Annotated in this window: 16 protein-coding genes and 1 tRNA gene; 7 read left to right on the plus strand and 10 right to left on the minus strand. The window is 61.0% G+C overall.

Translation table 11 applies throughout. The annotated features are described in order from the left end of the window. Positions 1 to 22: 22 nt before the first annotated feature. On the minus strand, positions 23 to 1243 hold the full coding sequence (locus AC3WUM_RS22420; RefSeq protein ID WP_492413166.1) for an acetylornithine/succinyldiaminopimelate transaminase: 1221 nt from the start codon (positions 1241 to 1243) through the stop codon (positions 23 to 25). A 222-nt stretch (positions 1244 to 1465) separates the two neighbouring features. Between AC3WUM_RS22420 and AC3WUM_RS22425 the strand changes: the two genes are divergently transcribed. Beyond that, the gene (locus AC3WUM_RS22425) at positions 1466 to 2254 is read left to right on the plus strand and encodes an acyl-CoA thioesterase (RefSeq protein WP_492413167.1); all 789 of its coding nucleotides are present in this window, start codon (positions 1466 to 1468) and stop codon (positions 2252 to 2254) included. A 317-nt stretch (positions 2255 to 2571) separates the two neighbouring features. Further along, complete coding sequence (gene acs, locus AC3WUM_RS22430; protein WP_492413169.1) at positions 2572 to 4548, plus strand: acetate--CoA ligase; 1977 nt, start codon at positions 2572 to 2574, stop codon at positions 4546 to 4548. Positions 4549 to 4632: 84 nt separating this feature from the next. Here the strand turns inward: acs and AC3WUM_RS22435 are convergent, their stop codons facing one another. Next, a complete protein-coding gene (locus AC3WUM_RS22435) occupies positions 4633 to 4914 on the minus strand; it encodes a hypothetical protein (protein WP_492413171.1) in 282 nt (93 codons plus the stop codon). A gap of 112 nt (positions 4915 to 5026) precedes the next feature. Between AC3WUM_RS22435 and AC3WUM_RS22440 the strand changes: the two genes are divergently transcribed. The 3 genes from AC3WUM_RS22440 (at position 5027) to AC3WUM_RS22450 (ending at position 7533) form a co-directional block, all read left to right on the plus strand. Continuing rightward, the gene (locus AC3WUM_RS22440) at positions 5027 to 5239 is read left to right on the plus strand and encodes a hypothetical protein (protein ID WP_492413173.1); all 213 of its coding nucleotides are present in this window, start codon (positions 5027 to 5029) and stop codon (positions 5237 to 5239) included. Between the two features lie 253 nt (positions 5240 to 5492). Then, on the plus strand, positions 5493 to 6479 hold the full coding sequence (locus tag AC3WUM_RS22445) for an AraC family transcriptional regulator (RefSeq protein WP_492413174.1): 987 nt from the start codon (positions 5493 to 5495) through the stop codon (positions 6477 to 6479). A gap of 19 nt (positions 6480 to 6498) precedes the next feature. Further along, positions 6499 to 7533: an SDR family oxidoreductase gene (locus AC3WUM_RS22450; RefSeq protein WP_492413175.1), complete on the plus strand. Its 1035-nt coding sequence runs from the start codon at positions 6499 to 6501 to the stop codon at positions 7531 to 7533. 538 nt (positions 7534 to 8071) lie between these two features. On the opposite strand, the gene AC3WUM_RS22455 is transcribed toward AC3WUM_RS22450, so the two are convergent. The 6 genes from AC3WUM_RS22455 to AC3WUM_RS22480 form a co-directional block, all read right to left on the minus strand. Next, positions 8072 to 8926 (minus strand): SEC-C domain-containing protein, encoded by an 855-nt coding sequence (locus tag AC3WUM_RS22455; protein WP_492413176.1) that lies wholly within the window; start codon positions 8924 to 8926, stop codon positions 8072 to 8074. Between the two features lie 10 nt (positions 8927 to 8936). Beyond that, positions 8937 to 9461 (minus strand): hypothetical protein, encoded by a 525-nt coding sequence (locus AC3WUM_RS22460; protein WP_492413177.1) that lies wholly within the window; start codon positions 9459 to 9461, stop codon positions 8937 to 8939. Positions 9462 to 9511: 50 nt separating this feature from the next. After that, positions 9512 to 10333 carry an IS3 family transposase gene (locus AC3WUM_RS22465; RefSeq protein ID WP_492413179.1) on the minus strand — a complete coding sequence of 274 codons (822 nt, stop codon included), beginning with the start codon at positions 10331 to 10333 and terminating at the stop codon, positions 9512 to 9514. After that, the gene (locus AC3WUM_RS22470) at positions 10330 to 10644 is read right to left on the minus strand and encodes a transposase (RefSeq protein WP_492413181.1); all 315 of its coding nucleotides are present in this window, start codon (positions 10642 to 10644) and stop codon (positions 10330 to 10332) included. Before AC3WUM_RS22470 ends, AC3WUM_RS22465 begins: the two co-directional genes overlap by 4 nt. Before the next feature lie 100 nt (positions 10645 to 10744). After that, the gene (locus AC3WUM_RS22475) at positions 10745 to 11179 is read right to left on the minus strand and encodes a hypothetical protein (RefSeq protein WP_492413182.1); all 435 of its coding nucleotides are present in this window, start codon (positions 11177 to 11179) and stop codon (positions 10745 to 10747) included. Further along, positions 11163 to 11990, minus strand: a complete 828-nt coding sequence (locus tag AC3WUM_RS22480; RefSeq protein ID WP_492413183.1) for a hypothetical protein — start codon at positions 11988 to 11990, stop codon at positions 11163 to 11165. Before AC3WUM_RS22480 ends, AC3WUM_RS22475 begins: the two co-directional genes overlap by 17 nt. Positions 11991 to 12351: 361 nt before the next feature. Here AC3WUM_RS22480 and AC3WUM_RS22485 point away from each other — a divergent pair, with 361 nt between their 5' ends. Together AC3WUM_RS22485 and AC3WUM_RS22490 are read left to right on the plus strand one after the other, a co-directional pair. Next, on the plus strand, positions 12352 to 12564 hold the full coding sequence (locus tag AC3WUM_RS22485) for a hypothetical protein (RefSeq protein ID WP_492413185.1): 213 nt from the start codon (positions 12352 to 12354) through the stop codon (positions 12562 to 12564). 10 nt (positions 12565 to 12574) lie between these two features. Beyond that, the gene (locus AC3WUM_RS22490) at positions 12575 to 13402 is read left to right on the plus strand and encodes a DUF4145 domain-containing protein (RefSeq protein ID WP_492413187.1); all 828 of its coding nucleotides are present in this window, start codon (positions 12575 to 12577) and stop codon (positions 13400 to 13402) included. Positions 13403 to 13442: 40 nt separating this feature from the next. Here AC3WUM_RS22490 and AC3WUM_RS22495 read toward each other — a convergent pair whose 3' ends face one another. Together AC3WUM_RS22495 and AC3WUM_RS22500 are read right to left on the minus strand one after the other, a co-directional pair. Next, entirely contained in the window at positions 13443 to 13664 is a 222-nt protein-coding gene (locus tag AC3WUM_RS22495) for a hypothetical protein (protein WP_492413189.1), read from the minus strand. A 220-nt stretch (positions 13665 to 13884) separates the two neighbouring features. Beyond that, positions 13885 to 13972: transfer RNA gene (locus AC3WUM_RS22500), tRNA-Ser, on the minus strand. Positions 13973 to 14165: the final 193 nt, after the last annotated feature.

Below are 14165 nucleotides of genomic sequence, written 5' to 3' on the forward strand. Positions count from 1 at the left end.
GCGATGGGCGTGGCCGGCCGCATCAGTCTCCGCCGGGGCCAGCCGCCGCGAGTTCGGCGACCGCCAGATCGAGACGACGCAGGCCTTCGGCCAGATCGGCCTCGGTGATGTTGAGCGGCGGCGCCAGGCGCAGCACGTCCGGGCCGGCGACCAGCGTCCACACGCCGTGGCGCATGCCGGCGTTGACGATGTCCTTGGCGCGGCCCTTCCAGGCGTCGACCAGCGGCGCGCCGAGCAGCAGACCCATGCCGCGCACGCCGCTGAACAGGCCGTGCTTGCGGGCGCTCGCGAGAACACCCTCGCGCAGTTGCTCGCTGCGCGCGCTGACGTTGGCGAGCAGCGCGGGCGAGGCGATTTCGTCGATCGAGGCGAGCCCTACCGCGCAGGCCAGCGCGTTGCCGCCGTAGGTCGAGCCGTGCGTGCCGAACGCGAGGCTCGCGGCGACCTCGGCCTTGGCGAGCATCGCGCCGAGCGGGAAGCCGCCGCCGATGCCCTTGGCCGTGGTCAGCACGTCCGGCACCACGCCGAACTGTTCGTAGGCGTAGAGCGTGCCGGTGCGGCCGTTGCCGGTCTGCACCTCGTCGAAGATCAGCAGCGCGTTGAAGCGGTCGCAGAGCTCGCGAGCGGTCTTGATGAACTCGGGTGTCGCCGGCGTCAGGCCGCCCTCGCCCTGCATCGGCTCGAGCACGATCGCGCAGGTCTGCTCGCCGACCGCGGCGCGCAGGGCCTCGGCGTCGTTGTACGGCAGGTGCGTGATGCCGCCCGGCAGCGGCTCGAAGCCCTGCGTGTACTTGGCCTGCCCGCCGACGCTGACGGTGAACAGCGTGCGGCCGTGGAAGGCGTTGAAGAAGCTGATGATCTGGTTCTTGTGCGCGCCGTACTTGGACGAAGCGTGCTTGCGCGCGAGCTTGAACGCCGCCTCGTTGGCCTCGGCGCCCGAATTGCAGAAGAACACACGGTCCGCGAAGGTGAGCTCGACGAGCCGGCTCGCGAGCTTGAGCGCGGGCTCGTTGGTCATCACGTTGGACAGATGCCAGAGCTTGTTGGCCTGCTCGGTCAGCGCATCGACCAGCCTGGGATGGCAATGGCCCAGCCCGGTTACCGCGATGCCGCAGGCCAGGTCGAGGAACTCGCGCCCCTGCTGATCCCACAAGCGGGAGCCCTGGCCGCGGACCGGAATGATGTCCGACGGTGCGTAATTGGGAACCATGACCTCATCGAAGGTCTTGCGCGTTACCTGCATGACAACCTCTTGATCTCGTCCGACACTTTAGGCGCACGTCAGCGCCCGGAAACAAGCCAATAGAACGTACTACCCGGCGGCAACCGCCACAAACGACAATGGCCCGCGTCGGCGGGCCATCAAATGCGGGAGCGATCATAGCAACCGCTGTCCGAGGGGCCAATCCGCCGCCTCGGCCACTGCACTAGCGTGCGGCTCATCCCCATGAACCGGAATTTCCAAATGGATTTCGAAAGCCTGATGCAGAGCATTCACCCCGTGGACGGCGGCTGGGGCTTGCGCCTGACCGAAGACTGGCTACAGGGCCGCAGCGCCTACGGCGGTCTGCAGGTCTCGATCGTGCTCAAGGCCATGCGCGCGCTGATTCCGGACGGCGCCCCGCTGCGCACCGTGCAGGTGACCTTCCTGGCCCCGGTGCCGGCCAACGAAGACCTGCGCGCGAGCGCGAACATCCTGCGCGCCGGCAAGAACGCCACGCACATCGAAGGCCGTCTCAAGCTCGGCGAGCAGCTGCTGTGCCTGGTCGTCGGCGTGTTCGGGGCCACGCGCGAATCGGCCGTCCGCATTCGCCCGGTGCACCCCCCGGTGCCGGCCGGCAAGAGCATCACGCTGCCGCAGATCAAGGGCGTGACGCCGGATTTTCTGCAGCATTTCGACCTGCGCTGGCTGCACGGAGGCCTGCCGTATTCGGGCGCGAGCGAGGCCAAGGCGATCATCGAAGTGGGCTTCAAGCACGGCGGCACGGTCAACGAACTGCACCTGCCCGCGATCGCCGACGTGATTCCGCCGCTGGCGATCACGCTGCTCAGGAAACCCGCGCCAGGCAGCTCGATGACCTGGATGCTCGAGCTGCTCGCCGACCGCTACGACCACCTGCCGCTGCAGGGCTGGCGCTTCGACGCCGAAGTGCTGTCGGCCGCCGACGGCTACACGAGCCAGACCGCGATGATCTGGGCTCCGGACGGCAGCCCGGCGATGTTGAGCCGGCAGAGCATGGTGGTCTTCGGGTAAACCTTAGGCTACTGCGCTCGGCAGATCGCGTCAGGGCGGTGCTCGGAATGCTCACGTACTACTCGTACGCTCCGCTTCCTGCGCTCCGTCCTGACGCGATCTACCTTCGCTCGCTACGCCTTAGACAGAAGAATGGCTCCGTAGACCTCCTTAGTCGTTAGTCGTATTCAGCCGATATGTCCGCCATCGGGTAGTAAGCTTTCCCTCGCGGCGCCCGGTTTACGCCGGAGCGCCGGCAGTGCCGCCAGAGAACCCCGCGATCAGCGACTCCAGATAGAGAGTCCGCGCCGCGCCCGCCAGCCCTGTGGAGAAGCTGCATGAGTCAAATCACCTCGGTCCTCAACGAAACCCGCTTGATTCCGCCTCCGGCCGATTTCGTCGCCCAGGCCAATATTCGCGGCATGGAGGGCTACCAGGCCCTGTGCGCTGAAGCCGAGGCCGATTACACCGGCTTCTGGGCTCGCCTCGCCCGCGAGCAGCTGGCCTGGAGCCAGCCGTTCACGCGCACGCTCGACGAGAGCCAGGCGCCGTTCTACCGCTGGTTCGACGACGGCAAGCTCAACGCCTCGTACAACTGCCTCGATCGCCACGTCGAAGCCGGCCGCGGCGATCGCACCGCGATCATCTTCGAGGCCGACGGCGGCGAAGTGACGCACGTCAGCTACGCCGACCTGCTCGTGCGCGTCTGCAAGTTCGCCAACGGCCTCAAATCGCTGGGCCTCGTCAAGGGCGATCGCGCGGTCATCTACATGCCGATGTCGATCGAAGGCGTGGTCGCGATGCAGGCCTGCGCGCGCCTCGGCGTGACGCATTCGGTGGTGTTCGGCGGGTTTTCGGCCAAGTCGCTGCAGGAGCGCCTCGTCGACATCGGCGCCAAACTGCTGATCACCGCCGACGGCCAGATGCGCGGCGGCAAGTCGTTGCCGCTCAAGAGCATCGCCGACGAAGCGCTCGCCCTCGGCGGCTGCGAGGCCGTGGAGCACGTGCTTGTCTACAAGCGCACCGGCGGCGAGATCGCCTGGAACGCGAAGGACCGCTGGCTGCACGAACTCGTGCAGAACCAGCCCGAACAGTGCGAGGCCGTGCCCGTCGAGGCCGAGCACCCGCTGTTCGTGCTCTACACCTCGGGCTCCACGGGCAAGCCCAAGGGCGTGCAGCACGCCACCGCGGGCTATCTGCTGTGGGCCAAGCTGACCATGCACTGGACTTTCGATCTGAAGCCCAGCGACGTGTTCTGGTGCACGGCCGACATCGGCTGGATCACCGGCCACACCTACATCGCCTACGGCCCGCTCGCGGCCGGCGCAACGCAGATCGTGTTCGAAGGCGTGCCGACCTACCCGAACGCCGGCCGCTTCTGGGAGATGATCCAGCGCCACAAGGCGACCATCTTCTACACCGCGCCGACCGCGATCCGCTCGCTGATCAAGGCCAGCGAATCCGACGCCAAGGTGCATCCCAAGAGCTTCGACCTGTCGTCGCTGCGACTGCTCGGCTCGGTCGGCGAGCCGATCAACCCCGAAGCCTGGATGTGGTACCACCGCGAGGTCGGACACGAGCGCTGCCCGATCGTCGACACCTTCTGGCAGACCGAAACCGGCGGCCAGATGATCACCCCGCTGCCCGGCGCGACGCCGCTCGTTCCAGGCTCCTGCACGCTGCCGCTGCCCGGCATCATGGCCGCCATCGTCGACGAGACCGGCCACGACCTGCCGAACGGCCAGGGCGGCGTGCTCGTGGTCAAGCGCCCGTGGCCGTCGATGATCCGCACGATCTGGAACGATCCGGACCGCTTCGCCAAGGCCTACTTCCCGGCCGAACTCGGCGGCCGCCTGTATCTGGCCGGCGACGGCGCGATCCGCGACGAGAAGTCCGGCTACTTCACGATCATGGGCCGCATCGACGACGTGCTGAACGTCTCGGGTCACCGCCTCGGCACGATGGAGATCGAATCGGCGCTGGTCGCCAACCCGCTGGTCGCCGAGGCGGCCGTGGTCGGACGCCCGGACGACACCACCGGCGAGGCGATCTGCGCCTACGTCGTGCTCAAGGGCGCGCGTCCGACCGGCGACGAAGCCAAGAAGACCGCCGCGAGCCTGCGCGACTGGATCGGCAAGGAGATCGGCCCGATCGCCAAGCCCAAGGACATCCGCTTCGCCGACAACCTGCCGAAGACGCGCTCGGGCAAGATCATGCGCCGCCTGCTGCGCTCGATCGCCAAGGGCGAGACGATCACGCAGGACACCTCCACGCTCGAGAATCCGGCGATCCTGCAACAGCTGCAGGGCGACTGAGCTTCGGTTTCGCGCCACGCCTGGAGCCGCAAAGAAAAAGCCTCGCGATCGCGAGGCTTTTTCTTTGCGCTGTCAGCGGAGGGTTCAGTGCTTCATGCCATCGTGCGGCTGCGACGGCATGCCCTTGGCCGCGAACTCGGCCGCATCGATGACGCCGTCCTGGTTCGCATCCCACCGGTCCCAGTTCTTCGCGAGCTTGGCGTCCGCCTCCTTCCTGCTGACGACGCCGTCGCCATCCTTGTCGAGCTTGAGCATCTCGGGGCTCGGTGCGGTGGTGGGATCTTCCGCGGGCGCGCCGGCTTGAGCCCAGGCGCCGGAGCTCATGCTCGCAAGCACTGCCGCGAGCATCGTCGTGGTGATTTTCATGGTGGTCTCCTCACGGCAGGTGTAGGCCCCGGTCTACGCCAAAAGCCATAACTGAACCCTGAACTGCAGGGTTTATGATGCCGGCGCGGGATCACATACCAGGGAGAGCGACATGGCCGTACGCAAGGGAATCGCCGTCGAGGACGGCAACAAGATTTATCACTTCGCCGACGAGCAATCGGCCCAGGCTTTCATCGATTGCCTGGCCGACGATTCCGCCACCAGTTGCAGCCAGCGCATCAAGCCGGTGTCGGTCCAAAGCAAGAAGCCGGACACGACGGTCGCGGCTCGCGGCGACGATCCGGAATTCAAGATGCGCGCGTAGGCTTCAAGTCTCCGATACAAGGTGATGGCTGCGGCCATTACTTCGGATTCACTTGGCGGCGAGTGAAGTGGCGGGGCATGCCCGATGAAGCCGAGCACCGGCCCTACGCTTGTGACCCCGCGACAGCGATCAAGCCATGCCATCCGCTGCGTCGGAATCTCACGCCGCGGATCGCAGAAGAAGGATCGCGGACGAGTAATCGTTTGGCGTGATCGGATTTGTAGGTGTTGCGCAGCCAGCCTATGGTCTGCCCATGCCGATCCCCAACACATTTTCGTTCTCGCCAAACGTCTTGGCGAAGTTCGGCGCGCAGTTCGAGCGACTATGCGATCGCGCGGGCCTGGCGCCATCCAACGCTTGGGTCACGAGCGACTTTTTCGCTCTCTGGGCGGCTGCCGAGAGCGAGTTCAGCGATCCCGCTGCAGGCCTGCGCTTTGGCGCCGACGGCATCGCCCAGGGCTATGGCGTCGCTTCGATCGTCGCACTGCACGCGCCCGACTTCCGCGGAGCGCTGGTCGCGCTCTCGCGATACAAAAGCCTGACCTGCCCCGAATTCGTCGAGGTCGAGATCGCCGGCGATGAGGCGGTCGTACGCTATCGCTGGCTTCAGGCGACGGGTGCCGTGCCGCGTTTGCTCGTCGATTTGACCCTCGCCTCATTGAACGAACTGGCGCGGCGGGGCTCCGGCGGTCGGATCGCACCTGTTCGCGTGGAGCTGACCCGCACTGCGGCCGATCACGCGCTGTTGCGCAGCCATTTCGATTGCCCCGTCGTACTCGGCGCGGAGCACGATGCGATGGTGTTCGGCAAGGCCGCGCTCGACATGCCTTTCGTCACTGCGGATGGCGGTGCGTTTGCCCATGTGCTCGATGGGCTGGAGCGCCGGATCGCCCGCGGCGATGGATATTCGGCACTCGTCGGCAAATTGCGTGTGGCGATCGCGCGGCAGCTCAGCGAAGGTCGCCGGCCCAGCCTCGCGGCTGTGGCACGACGGATTGGATTCAGCACTCGCACGCTCCAGCGCCGTCTCGATGAATGCAGTACGAGCTTCCAGGAGCAACTCGCAAGCGTGCGGCGCACGACGGCGAGCCGGCTGCTCGCCACGACCGAACTCGATCCGGTGGCGATCGCAATGCTGCTCGGTTTTACCGAGCCCAACTCGTTCGCTCGTGCCTTTCGCGGTTGGGAGCAGACGAGCCCATCGCGCTGGCGCGCGCGTCAAGCCGAGCCTCACGCATGATCGACCAGGAATGAACGCGATGAGTCAGCAGCAGGTTCTCGTCACCGGCGGGTCCGGCTTCATCGCCGGGCATTGCATTCTCCAGCTGCTCCAGCAGGGCTACGCGGTCCGCACCACCATCCGGTCGCTCGCCAAAGAGCCGGCCGCGCGACGTGTGCTGAGGGACGCCGGTCTGGCGCATGAAGACCGCCTGAGCTTCGTCGCGGCCGATCTTTTGCACGACGACGGCTGGGCGCCCGCGACCGCCGGTATCGATTTCGTGCTGCATGTCGCGTCCCCCGTGCAGCCTGGACATGTGAAGAACGAGGACGACGTGATCGTCCCGGCGCGTGAGGGAACCTTGCGCGTACTGCGTGCGGCGCGCGACGCGGGGGTGAAGCGCGTCATCCTGACGTCGGCGTTTCACGCGGTAAGCTGGGGGCATCCGCATAGCGACCACGTCTTCACCGAGGCCAACTGGACGATCCTCGATGGTCCCGGCGTCGACGCATACGGCAAGAGCAAGACGATTGCCGAGCGCGCGGCCTGGGACTTCATTGCCGCCGAAGGTGGCGCGCTCGAACTGACCGCCCTGCTTCCGGTGGCGGTCATGGGGCCGGTGATGGGCCAGGACGTGTCCGGCTCCAACCATCTTGTCCAGCGCATGCTGGACGGCGGAATGCCCGCCTTTCCCGATCTGTTCATCCCGATCGTCGACGTCCGTGACGTCGCGAGTGCACACGTCCTGGCGCTCACCCATCCAGCGACTGCGGGCGAACGCTTGCTGCTTTCGAACGGTCGGGCGTTGTCGATGAAGGAGATCGGCGCCACCATAAAAGCGGAACTCGGGGAAGCCGCAAAGCGGGTGCCCGGCCGATCGATCCCCAGTTTCGTGCTGCGCGCCATGGGACTTTTCAACCCCCAGATCCGCGCCATCCTGCCGGACCTGGGCTACGCCAAGAGAACGTCCAACAGCAAGGCGCGGCGTCTCCTCGATTGGACCCCTCGTGATCCGCACGAGGCGATCAGAGCAGCCGCAACGAGCATGGTGGCCAAAGGCCTGATCAAAACGTGACGTCGAAATGGCGGGCACTCCCTGTTCGAGAGAGCAGCTCATGGGCGACGCCGGCACAGCTTTCAGGCCGACAGGCTGCACGTCATAAGCGTGCATGGTTTCCGGAATCCAGGTTGCACGTGGCTGGTCGACACTGACGGGGAATCCGCTTCGATATTCGATCGAGATGAGCGGTTCGTGAAGCGAGAAATTGAGCGCCCTGCGCCGCACGGCAGCGAGCCGTGACAAGCATCGACAAGACTATGGGAAGGCTTACAGGAGACGCATCAAGCCCAAGTCCGTGATCGCATCGAGAAGGACGCTCGAAGAACGTAGGGTGCTACAGCGACAGATTGTTCTTGCACGGCAGGAACAACGGAGCCAGACACAAGATATCAAGCAGGACATCGCGCACCAGCAGATCATCCAGAACGAAGCCCTTACCTCGTGCCTGAAGGAGTTGCGGGAACAACGTAACGGCAGAGCCCACGACGACACCCGAACCCGTCATCGCACACCAACGCGCGGACCAGAACGGGGAATGCGAACCCGTCAGCGATCAGAAACCCGACTGGAACAAGGGTAGATCAGGCCTTGGAGGCACTGCGAAATCGATATGCAGATGCGGAACCGTCAGCGTTTCCTTCTCCCAGCAGCATTCCCCGAACTTCTTTCCACTCACGCAAGGGCATGTGTCCGAGCTACTCAAATGACTCACTTCTGCCCGAACTGCCAGCCGCGTCGTCATGCAGGAGGCCCACCCATGAAATGGGGACTCAAGCCTGTCCACGACGAACTTGACTTCGGAATACCTGTAAAGCTCCCGCTTCTGACCGTTCTCTTCGGCATGCAGCGCGACAGAATACTTCTGAACAGGTTTGTCGACGATAGAGATGCTCAGGAATTCAGCATCCTCAACGATGTGGTAGCACATGCTACCGCCGTAGACTTGTCCCTTGCGATGCACGCAGCGTTGCCGAGGCGTTACGCGTGATCCACACACACTGCAAACGATCTTGTTCTTGACAATTTCCGGACTAAAGAAAACCTTGTAAGGAAATATCTTCTGCCACCGCGCAGTCATTTCTTGAATGTATCCGATCCAATGCAGATCGGATTCCTCGATTGAGTAGTGTTCCAGCAAGTTGGAAAGATCAATCTCGCAGCGCTCAAATATACACCACGCTTCGTAGTATTTTCCCTGCTTCAAGTCGGTAAACGCGGCCACGAACTGACTCTGAACCAATGCGATAGTCTCGCACTGCCATAGCAATGTCGCTTCAACTTCATCGCCAGCCTCAGCTGCCAGCCTCTTGGCTTCAGCTACCTGCTGCTTGAAATCGGCGGTTGATCCTATCGGCTCCGGATAGACAGGATTCTCGAGCAGTTTCAGAAAATCACTCGATGTTTCCATCGGCGGGCCTCTACTTTTTGTGCTTCTTCTTGCTGTCTTCGCAGTTGCGGGCTAGTTCGCCCACTTTGTCCGCCAGAAGGCTGAAGTCCTTTGCGTCGCCTTTGTAGTTGAACTCAAAGGCCTTGCACTCGTGATCCTCGACCACGATTGAAGCTTCAATCTGATCCTCAGGCGCAGCTTTCAACTTGTCGTATACGTAACTAGTCAAAAGCCCAACAACGACAGGGGCAATGAGATGGGATACCACAACTTTGCTAAGACGAATGGTCTTTGAGTGAAGCGCGATCTCAATATATTCATCGTCGTCTACGCAAATCTCTACTTTGGCCCGTCCCTCCAGCGCGGAGGTCAGAAACTCGTAGAAATCGCTGGTGTCTTGATGAAACAGGTACCGAGATTCTTCATCGCCACGCTTAAACGGAACGATCAGCACATCAGCGCTTTGAATCTCGGCCAAATGCCGCTGGCCAATTCCTTGAGTCATCCAGAAGCTTCTGGCTTCGTTGGTTTCAGCAATCGATACGATGTCGTTCACTGTTGCGCTCTTATGGCTGAATTGTAATGACCCACCGAAATCTGCACATGTCAGGCCGCTAAGGCGAATGCCTCGGCGGGTGTTTTCATCTTCAGCGCTTGATGGGGGCGCCGGTGGTTGTAGAAGGCAATCCAGTCGCTGATCACGCGGCTGGCATGCTGCAAGGTTTCGAAGCGATGCCGGTGCACGCATTGCTCCTTCAGCGATCGGATCGCGCGCTCCACCATGCCGTTCTGCTGCGGGCAGTGCGGCGTGATGAATTCCTGCTGCAGACCGTAGCTGCGAAACAGCGCCGTGTAGTTCCGACTCGTGAAAACCAAACCGTTGTCGGATCGAAGCAGAAACGGCACCGGAACATGCCCCAGCGTACCGAATCGGGCGATCAAAGCCTGTTCCAGCGCTGCATTGGCGGTCGTGGCCCGACCGGTGCGGGACAGATGCCAGCCCAGCAACTCGCGCGTGTGGCAATCGATGACCACCGCCAGGCTCGCCCAGCTATCCCGGCCTGCCCAGACGCGGCACAAGTCGGTTGCCCAGCGCTGATTCGGCGCTTGTGCCTTCGACGGCAAAGCTTCAACTCGCGGCCGACGACCGACCGGCCGTTTCTTCACTTGCCAGCCCTGGATCTGAAACAGCCGCTGCACGGTGTTCTTGTCGAAGCCCAGCAGCGCGGCCACCGTGCGGTAGCCGAAGGACGGCTCCTGCTCGATCAAGGCTTTGACTGGCTCGGCGAAGCGCGCCTCCACCTTCGGCGCCGCCTTTTGCGATCGGTAGTAGATCGTTCGCCGTGAGAACCCGAACCAGCGACACAGCTGACTGATTGATACCTCGAAGCCATCAGCTTTGAGTCCCTGGCGGATCGCTTCGATCACTTCTCGTCCTCGCCCAGCAGGGACTGCAATTTTTTTCGAGCACGCAGCTCCAGCATCGCCTCGCCGTACGCTTCCTGCAGATCCTTGAGCTTGCGCTCGTACTGCTCGCGAACGTCTTCAGGTTTGGCTCTCAGCGCGTTTTCCATCCCGGCCTTGGCCTGGTCAACCCAGTCTTCCAGCTCAGACGGCGGCAGGTCGAACTGCCGAGACGCCTCCGCCACTGTCTTCTTCCCCTGGATGATCTCCAGCACCAGCGCACCCTTGCGCTTGGCCGTCCACCGCTTGATTTCGCCTTCCATCACAACGCTCATGGCTTACTCCTTTCAAAGTGTCGCCTGAGCAGGTTTTTAGTGGGTCATTACAGGCGTGGGCTAATTACTTGCAGTCCTGAGACTCAACGCCAACGACCTATTAGGCAGTTGAAGCGGCATCAGCTGCCGAAACAGGCATGCACTTCGAAATTAAATCCAGAGTCCGCTGGCTCATATCGATACTTTGCATGCAAATCAAGCCATCGATCACTCCGTGCAATTCGTAATCGGCAGTTACACGCTTGGCTTTTAAAGACTGTAGATTCGCAAAAATCTTATAGGCAAGCGCCTTGAATTTAGGATCAGAGTCTTGGAGGTTTTTTATTGCCGCAATGACTCTTGCATGAACGCCGCCTTCCGATAAATCAGACAGATTGCGCGCAGCTATAAGCGCCTGCGCTGCGTGAAAGCACGAATAGTAGGAACGGCTAACAGCAGCCCTCCGAAGATTTACTTGGAGCGCACCCACTTCGCCGTTAGCGCTCGCACCAACAAACTTTGCCACACCCAAAAAATCTTCAGGCGTGCACGGCATCGGAGCTCCCCGTGAAATTTAGGAAATCTTGCTCAACGGCAAGTCCGCTGATTTCAACATTTATTAGCGCCAGGGTATCAAACGAAACATCTCGCTCAGCCAGCAGATCGCCATATCTATCAATAACAGCAGAAACCGCATCCTCCGCAAGCACTGGACTTATTCTCATGTTCAACAATGGCGAGCCATCCACTGTTTCCGAGATGATGTGCCACGCGGCACGGCCATCGAATGGCCGATCCGAGACTCCAGAAAGCACCTCAAAGAATGGCTCAATCACCGATGCGGCATCGTCGTCTGATAGCCCGTGCTCGTCGAGGAAGTCCCGAACGGGTTCAATCCCACTGTTCTCAAAGGACTTGGACGGAGAGCCAGTTGCACGAACGTAACGCTCGTGAAAATCAAACGCGAGATGTGCACGGCCAATTCTCACCGCGTCGAGAGTCGCTGCCTCTAGCAAAGCAGGATTATGAGGAAACACAGCCAGCATCGATGCCAGCCGCTCCCGGGCCTTCGCGAACTCGCCAAAGGCCTGTAGCCCGATCACAACATTTAGGGCGCACTCGACGCTAGCAATGGCTGGGTTGCGCTCAAGCCTGTCAACGAATGCGTCGAATTCGGCCCTCTTCTTGCGCATAATGGCGACCATTAAACCCGCAAGGATGGCGTTGCCATCAGCAGGCATGGTCCTAAGCACATTGTCTACTTTCTGTTTCAATTTCATGAGCGCGATATCAGAGCGCTCAAAGCCCGCCTGATAGCGAGCAACTTCGTCGAACAGATCGTCGCCCTTTGTTTTTGGCTGAATCATTCGAAATTCGCTGACTCAAAGAGGGCCCGGGCTTTGCCCAGGCAGGACTCGCGATTGTCAACTTCAAGCGATTCAATCGTCAAATCAATAACAATTTAGTTAGTCACAAGTCGCAAATTTTGAAAGCTCCATGCGCGTGGAACAAATGATCCACGCGCTCTATAGACGGCGGCGTTGCTGAAAATCTAACAATTTTGTTAGTTTCAGCGCATGCCACTTAAACGCACGTTCAACCACATGAATGAATGGGGAATCCGCTGCCTAGCGGATGACTTTCGCGTGCTGATACAGCGTTAACCATCCCCGAGACGCGCCGAAGAAGCCGCTAAGCCCAGAGGAGCGCAGGGAGTGGGCAAATCAAATGATCGAGACGGCGCACTACATGCTCAGTGGCATCGAGCAGCAATTTGGCGCGGAGGGCTTTGACGCCACCAGAGCGAGACACGACGAATGGCGGCATGACTATTTTGCCGGTCGTCGCTGTGCGCGCCCGCGCGGCATGGATACCGCAAGGAAACGCTCAACCCCAGAGTCACGCAGCAAGGCAAGCGATACCAACCAGGCGAGCACTTAGGCAGATCGAAATGAGTAGCGCAGACACAAATCCATCTATCTCTAAAACTGCCTTTGCCTGCCCGCACTGCCGGGCTTACGCCTCACAGAGTTGGCATCAGGTCTATAGCCGCAGAATTTCCGGCGAAACACCAATACCGACGAGACCAACCGCCAGGGATTTAAACGAATACTCGACCGCCCGCGACCTCCAGGAGGAGGTGCGCAAGTCGCTAACTACGTGGGCCCGAAAGATGCTCACTGAAGCCCCCTTCTTCGAAGGGATCGAAGTCACCACACATGCAGCCATTCACAACTGCAATGCCTCGGTGTGCTTCAACTGCGGCAAGCCCACCATTTGGGTCGGAAACTCGATCGCCTATCCAAATACGAAAATTGAGATTGACCCAAATCCCGATCTACCCGAAGAAGTTCTCTCGCTCTTTGAAGAAGCGCGAGAGATTGTTGGCGTCTCCCCGAAAGGAGCCGCAGCCCTCCTAAGACTTTCGGTTCAGCATCTGTGCAAATCCCTAGGAGAAAGCGGCAAGCATATCGAGAGCGATATCGCCAGCCTCGTGAGCAAAGGGCTGAGTCCAATCGTTCAGCAAGCCCTTGATGTCGTGCGCGTCATTGGCAACGAGGCCGTTCATCCAGGCGAGATTAACTTCGATGACAACCGCGATATCGCGCTGCAGCTTTTTGGCTTGATCAATCTAATCTGCGAACAGATGATCACGATTCCCAGGAAAGTAAACGGCCTCTACGAAAGCTTGCCTCAATCGAAGCGCGAAGCCATCGAAAAGAGAAACAACAAAGCGAAGCAAAAAGCGGCCAACGAGCAAACCTCCGACAAGAATTAGATCGATAGCAGCTGTCGCTACCACGCGCGAGCCGTAACGCTTACCGCTTCTCCAACCGCTGCTGCAGCGCCTTCTGTTGCATGCTCAACGCATCAAGCCGCCGCCCTGCCTCGTCCTGCGTCTTCTTGAGCCCTGCAACATCACCGGATAGTCGGTCGAGCTGTTTGCCCTGACCCTCTATGGCTTGCGCTTGCTCATCGAGCTTGCCGCCGATGCCCGAAGTTCTGAGGCGCACCACCCACAGCAAGGCTGGCTGGTACAAGGCCATTGCGCGCGGCAAAGCGCCGGCCCCAGTGCATCGCGGTGGAACCGCACTCTGGGTTTCAACTGAGGTGGATGACTTCGTGCGCCGCGAGATTGAGAGCCTGGTGGCCGCCCGCCAGAAGGCCACAGATAGCACCGCCACGAATATGGGATAGAGTATGGGACGATGAAATGTCGCTAAAACAACCACCTGAAATTAAAAGGATTTATTAACTAAATGGCGGAGAGAGAGGGATTCGAACCCCCGGAACCTTGCGGTTCAGCGGTTTTCAAGACCGCCGCAATAGACCACTCTGCCATCTCTCCGCGGTGAACCGCAGCATGCCTTCGTAAGGATTCGTGAAGCGCACGTTTGCAAAACTTTACCGACGGGCAAGCTGTCGTAACGCGTCGGCACGCTATTGTGCCCGTGACGGGTGCAAATTTCCTGCACAGTTGCGGCCTACGATGCGCGTCGCCAAGGCGGACGGCCTTGTGCGAGCTTCCCCTGAGAAAAATC

Source organism: Hydrocarboniphaga sp. FW305-C-57 (genome assembly GCF_058783045.1).

Coding starts and splice junctions, on each gene's coding strand:
- AC3WUM_RS22420 (WP_492413166.1), bottom strand. CDS start 1,243: ATGCAGGTAACGCGCAAGACCTTCGATGAGGTCATGGTTCCCAATTAC.
- AC3WUM_RS22425 (WP_492413167.1), top strand. CDS start 1,466: ATGGATTTCGAAAGCCTGATGCAGAGCATTCACCCCGTGGACGGCGGC.
- acs (WP_492413169.1), top strand. CDS start 2,572: ATGAGTCAAATCACCTCGGTCCTCAACGAAACCCGCTTGATTCCGCCT.
- AC3WUM_RS22435 (WP_492413171.1), bottom strand. CDS start 4,914: ATGAAAATCACCACGACGATGCTCGCGGCAGTGCTTGCGAGCATGAGC.
- AC3WUM_RS22440 (WP_492413173.1), top strand. CDS start 5,027: ATGGCCGTACGCAAGGGAATCGCCGTCGAGGACGGCAACAAGATTTAT.
- AC3WUM_RS22445 (WP_492413174.1), top strand. CDS start 5,493: ATGCCGATCCCCAACACATTTTCGTTCTCGCCAAACGTCTTGGCGAAG.
- AC3WUM_RS22450 (WP_492413175.1), top strand. CDS start 6,499: ATGAGTCAGCAGCAGGTTCTCGTCACCGGCGGGTCCGGCTTCATCGCC.
- AC3WUM_RS22455 (WP_492413176.1), bottom strand. CDS start 8,926: ATGGAAACATCGAGTGATTTTCTGAAACTGCTCGAGAATCCTGTCTAT.
- AC3WUM_RS22470 (WP_492413181.1), bottom strand. CDS start 10,644: ATGAGCGTTGTGATGGAAGGCGAAATCAAGCGGTGGACGGCCAAGCGC.
- AC3WUM_RS22475 (WP_492413182.1), bottom strand. CDS start 11,179: ATGCCGTGCACGCCTGAAGATTTTTTGGGTGTGGCAAAGTTTGTTGGT.
- AC3WUM_RS22480 (WP_492413183.1), bottom strand. CDS start 11,990: ATGATTCAGCCAAAAACAAAGGGCGACGATCTGTTCGACGAAGTTGCT.
- AC3WUM_RS22485 (WP_492413185.1), top strand. CDS start 12,352: ATGATCGAGACGGCGCACTACATGCTCAGTGGCATCGAGCAGCAATTT.
- AC3WUM_RS22490 (WP_492413187.1), top strand. CDS start 12,575: ATGAGTAGCGCAGACACAAATCCATCTATCTCTAAAACTGCCTTTGCC.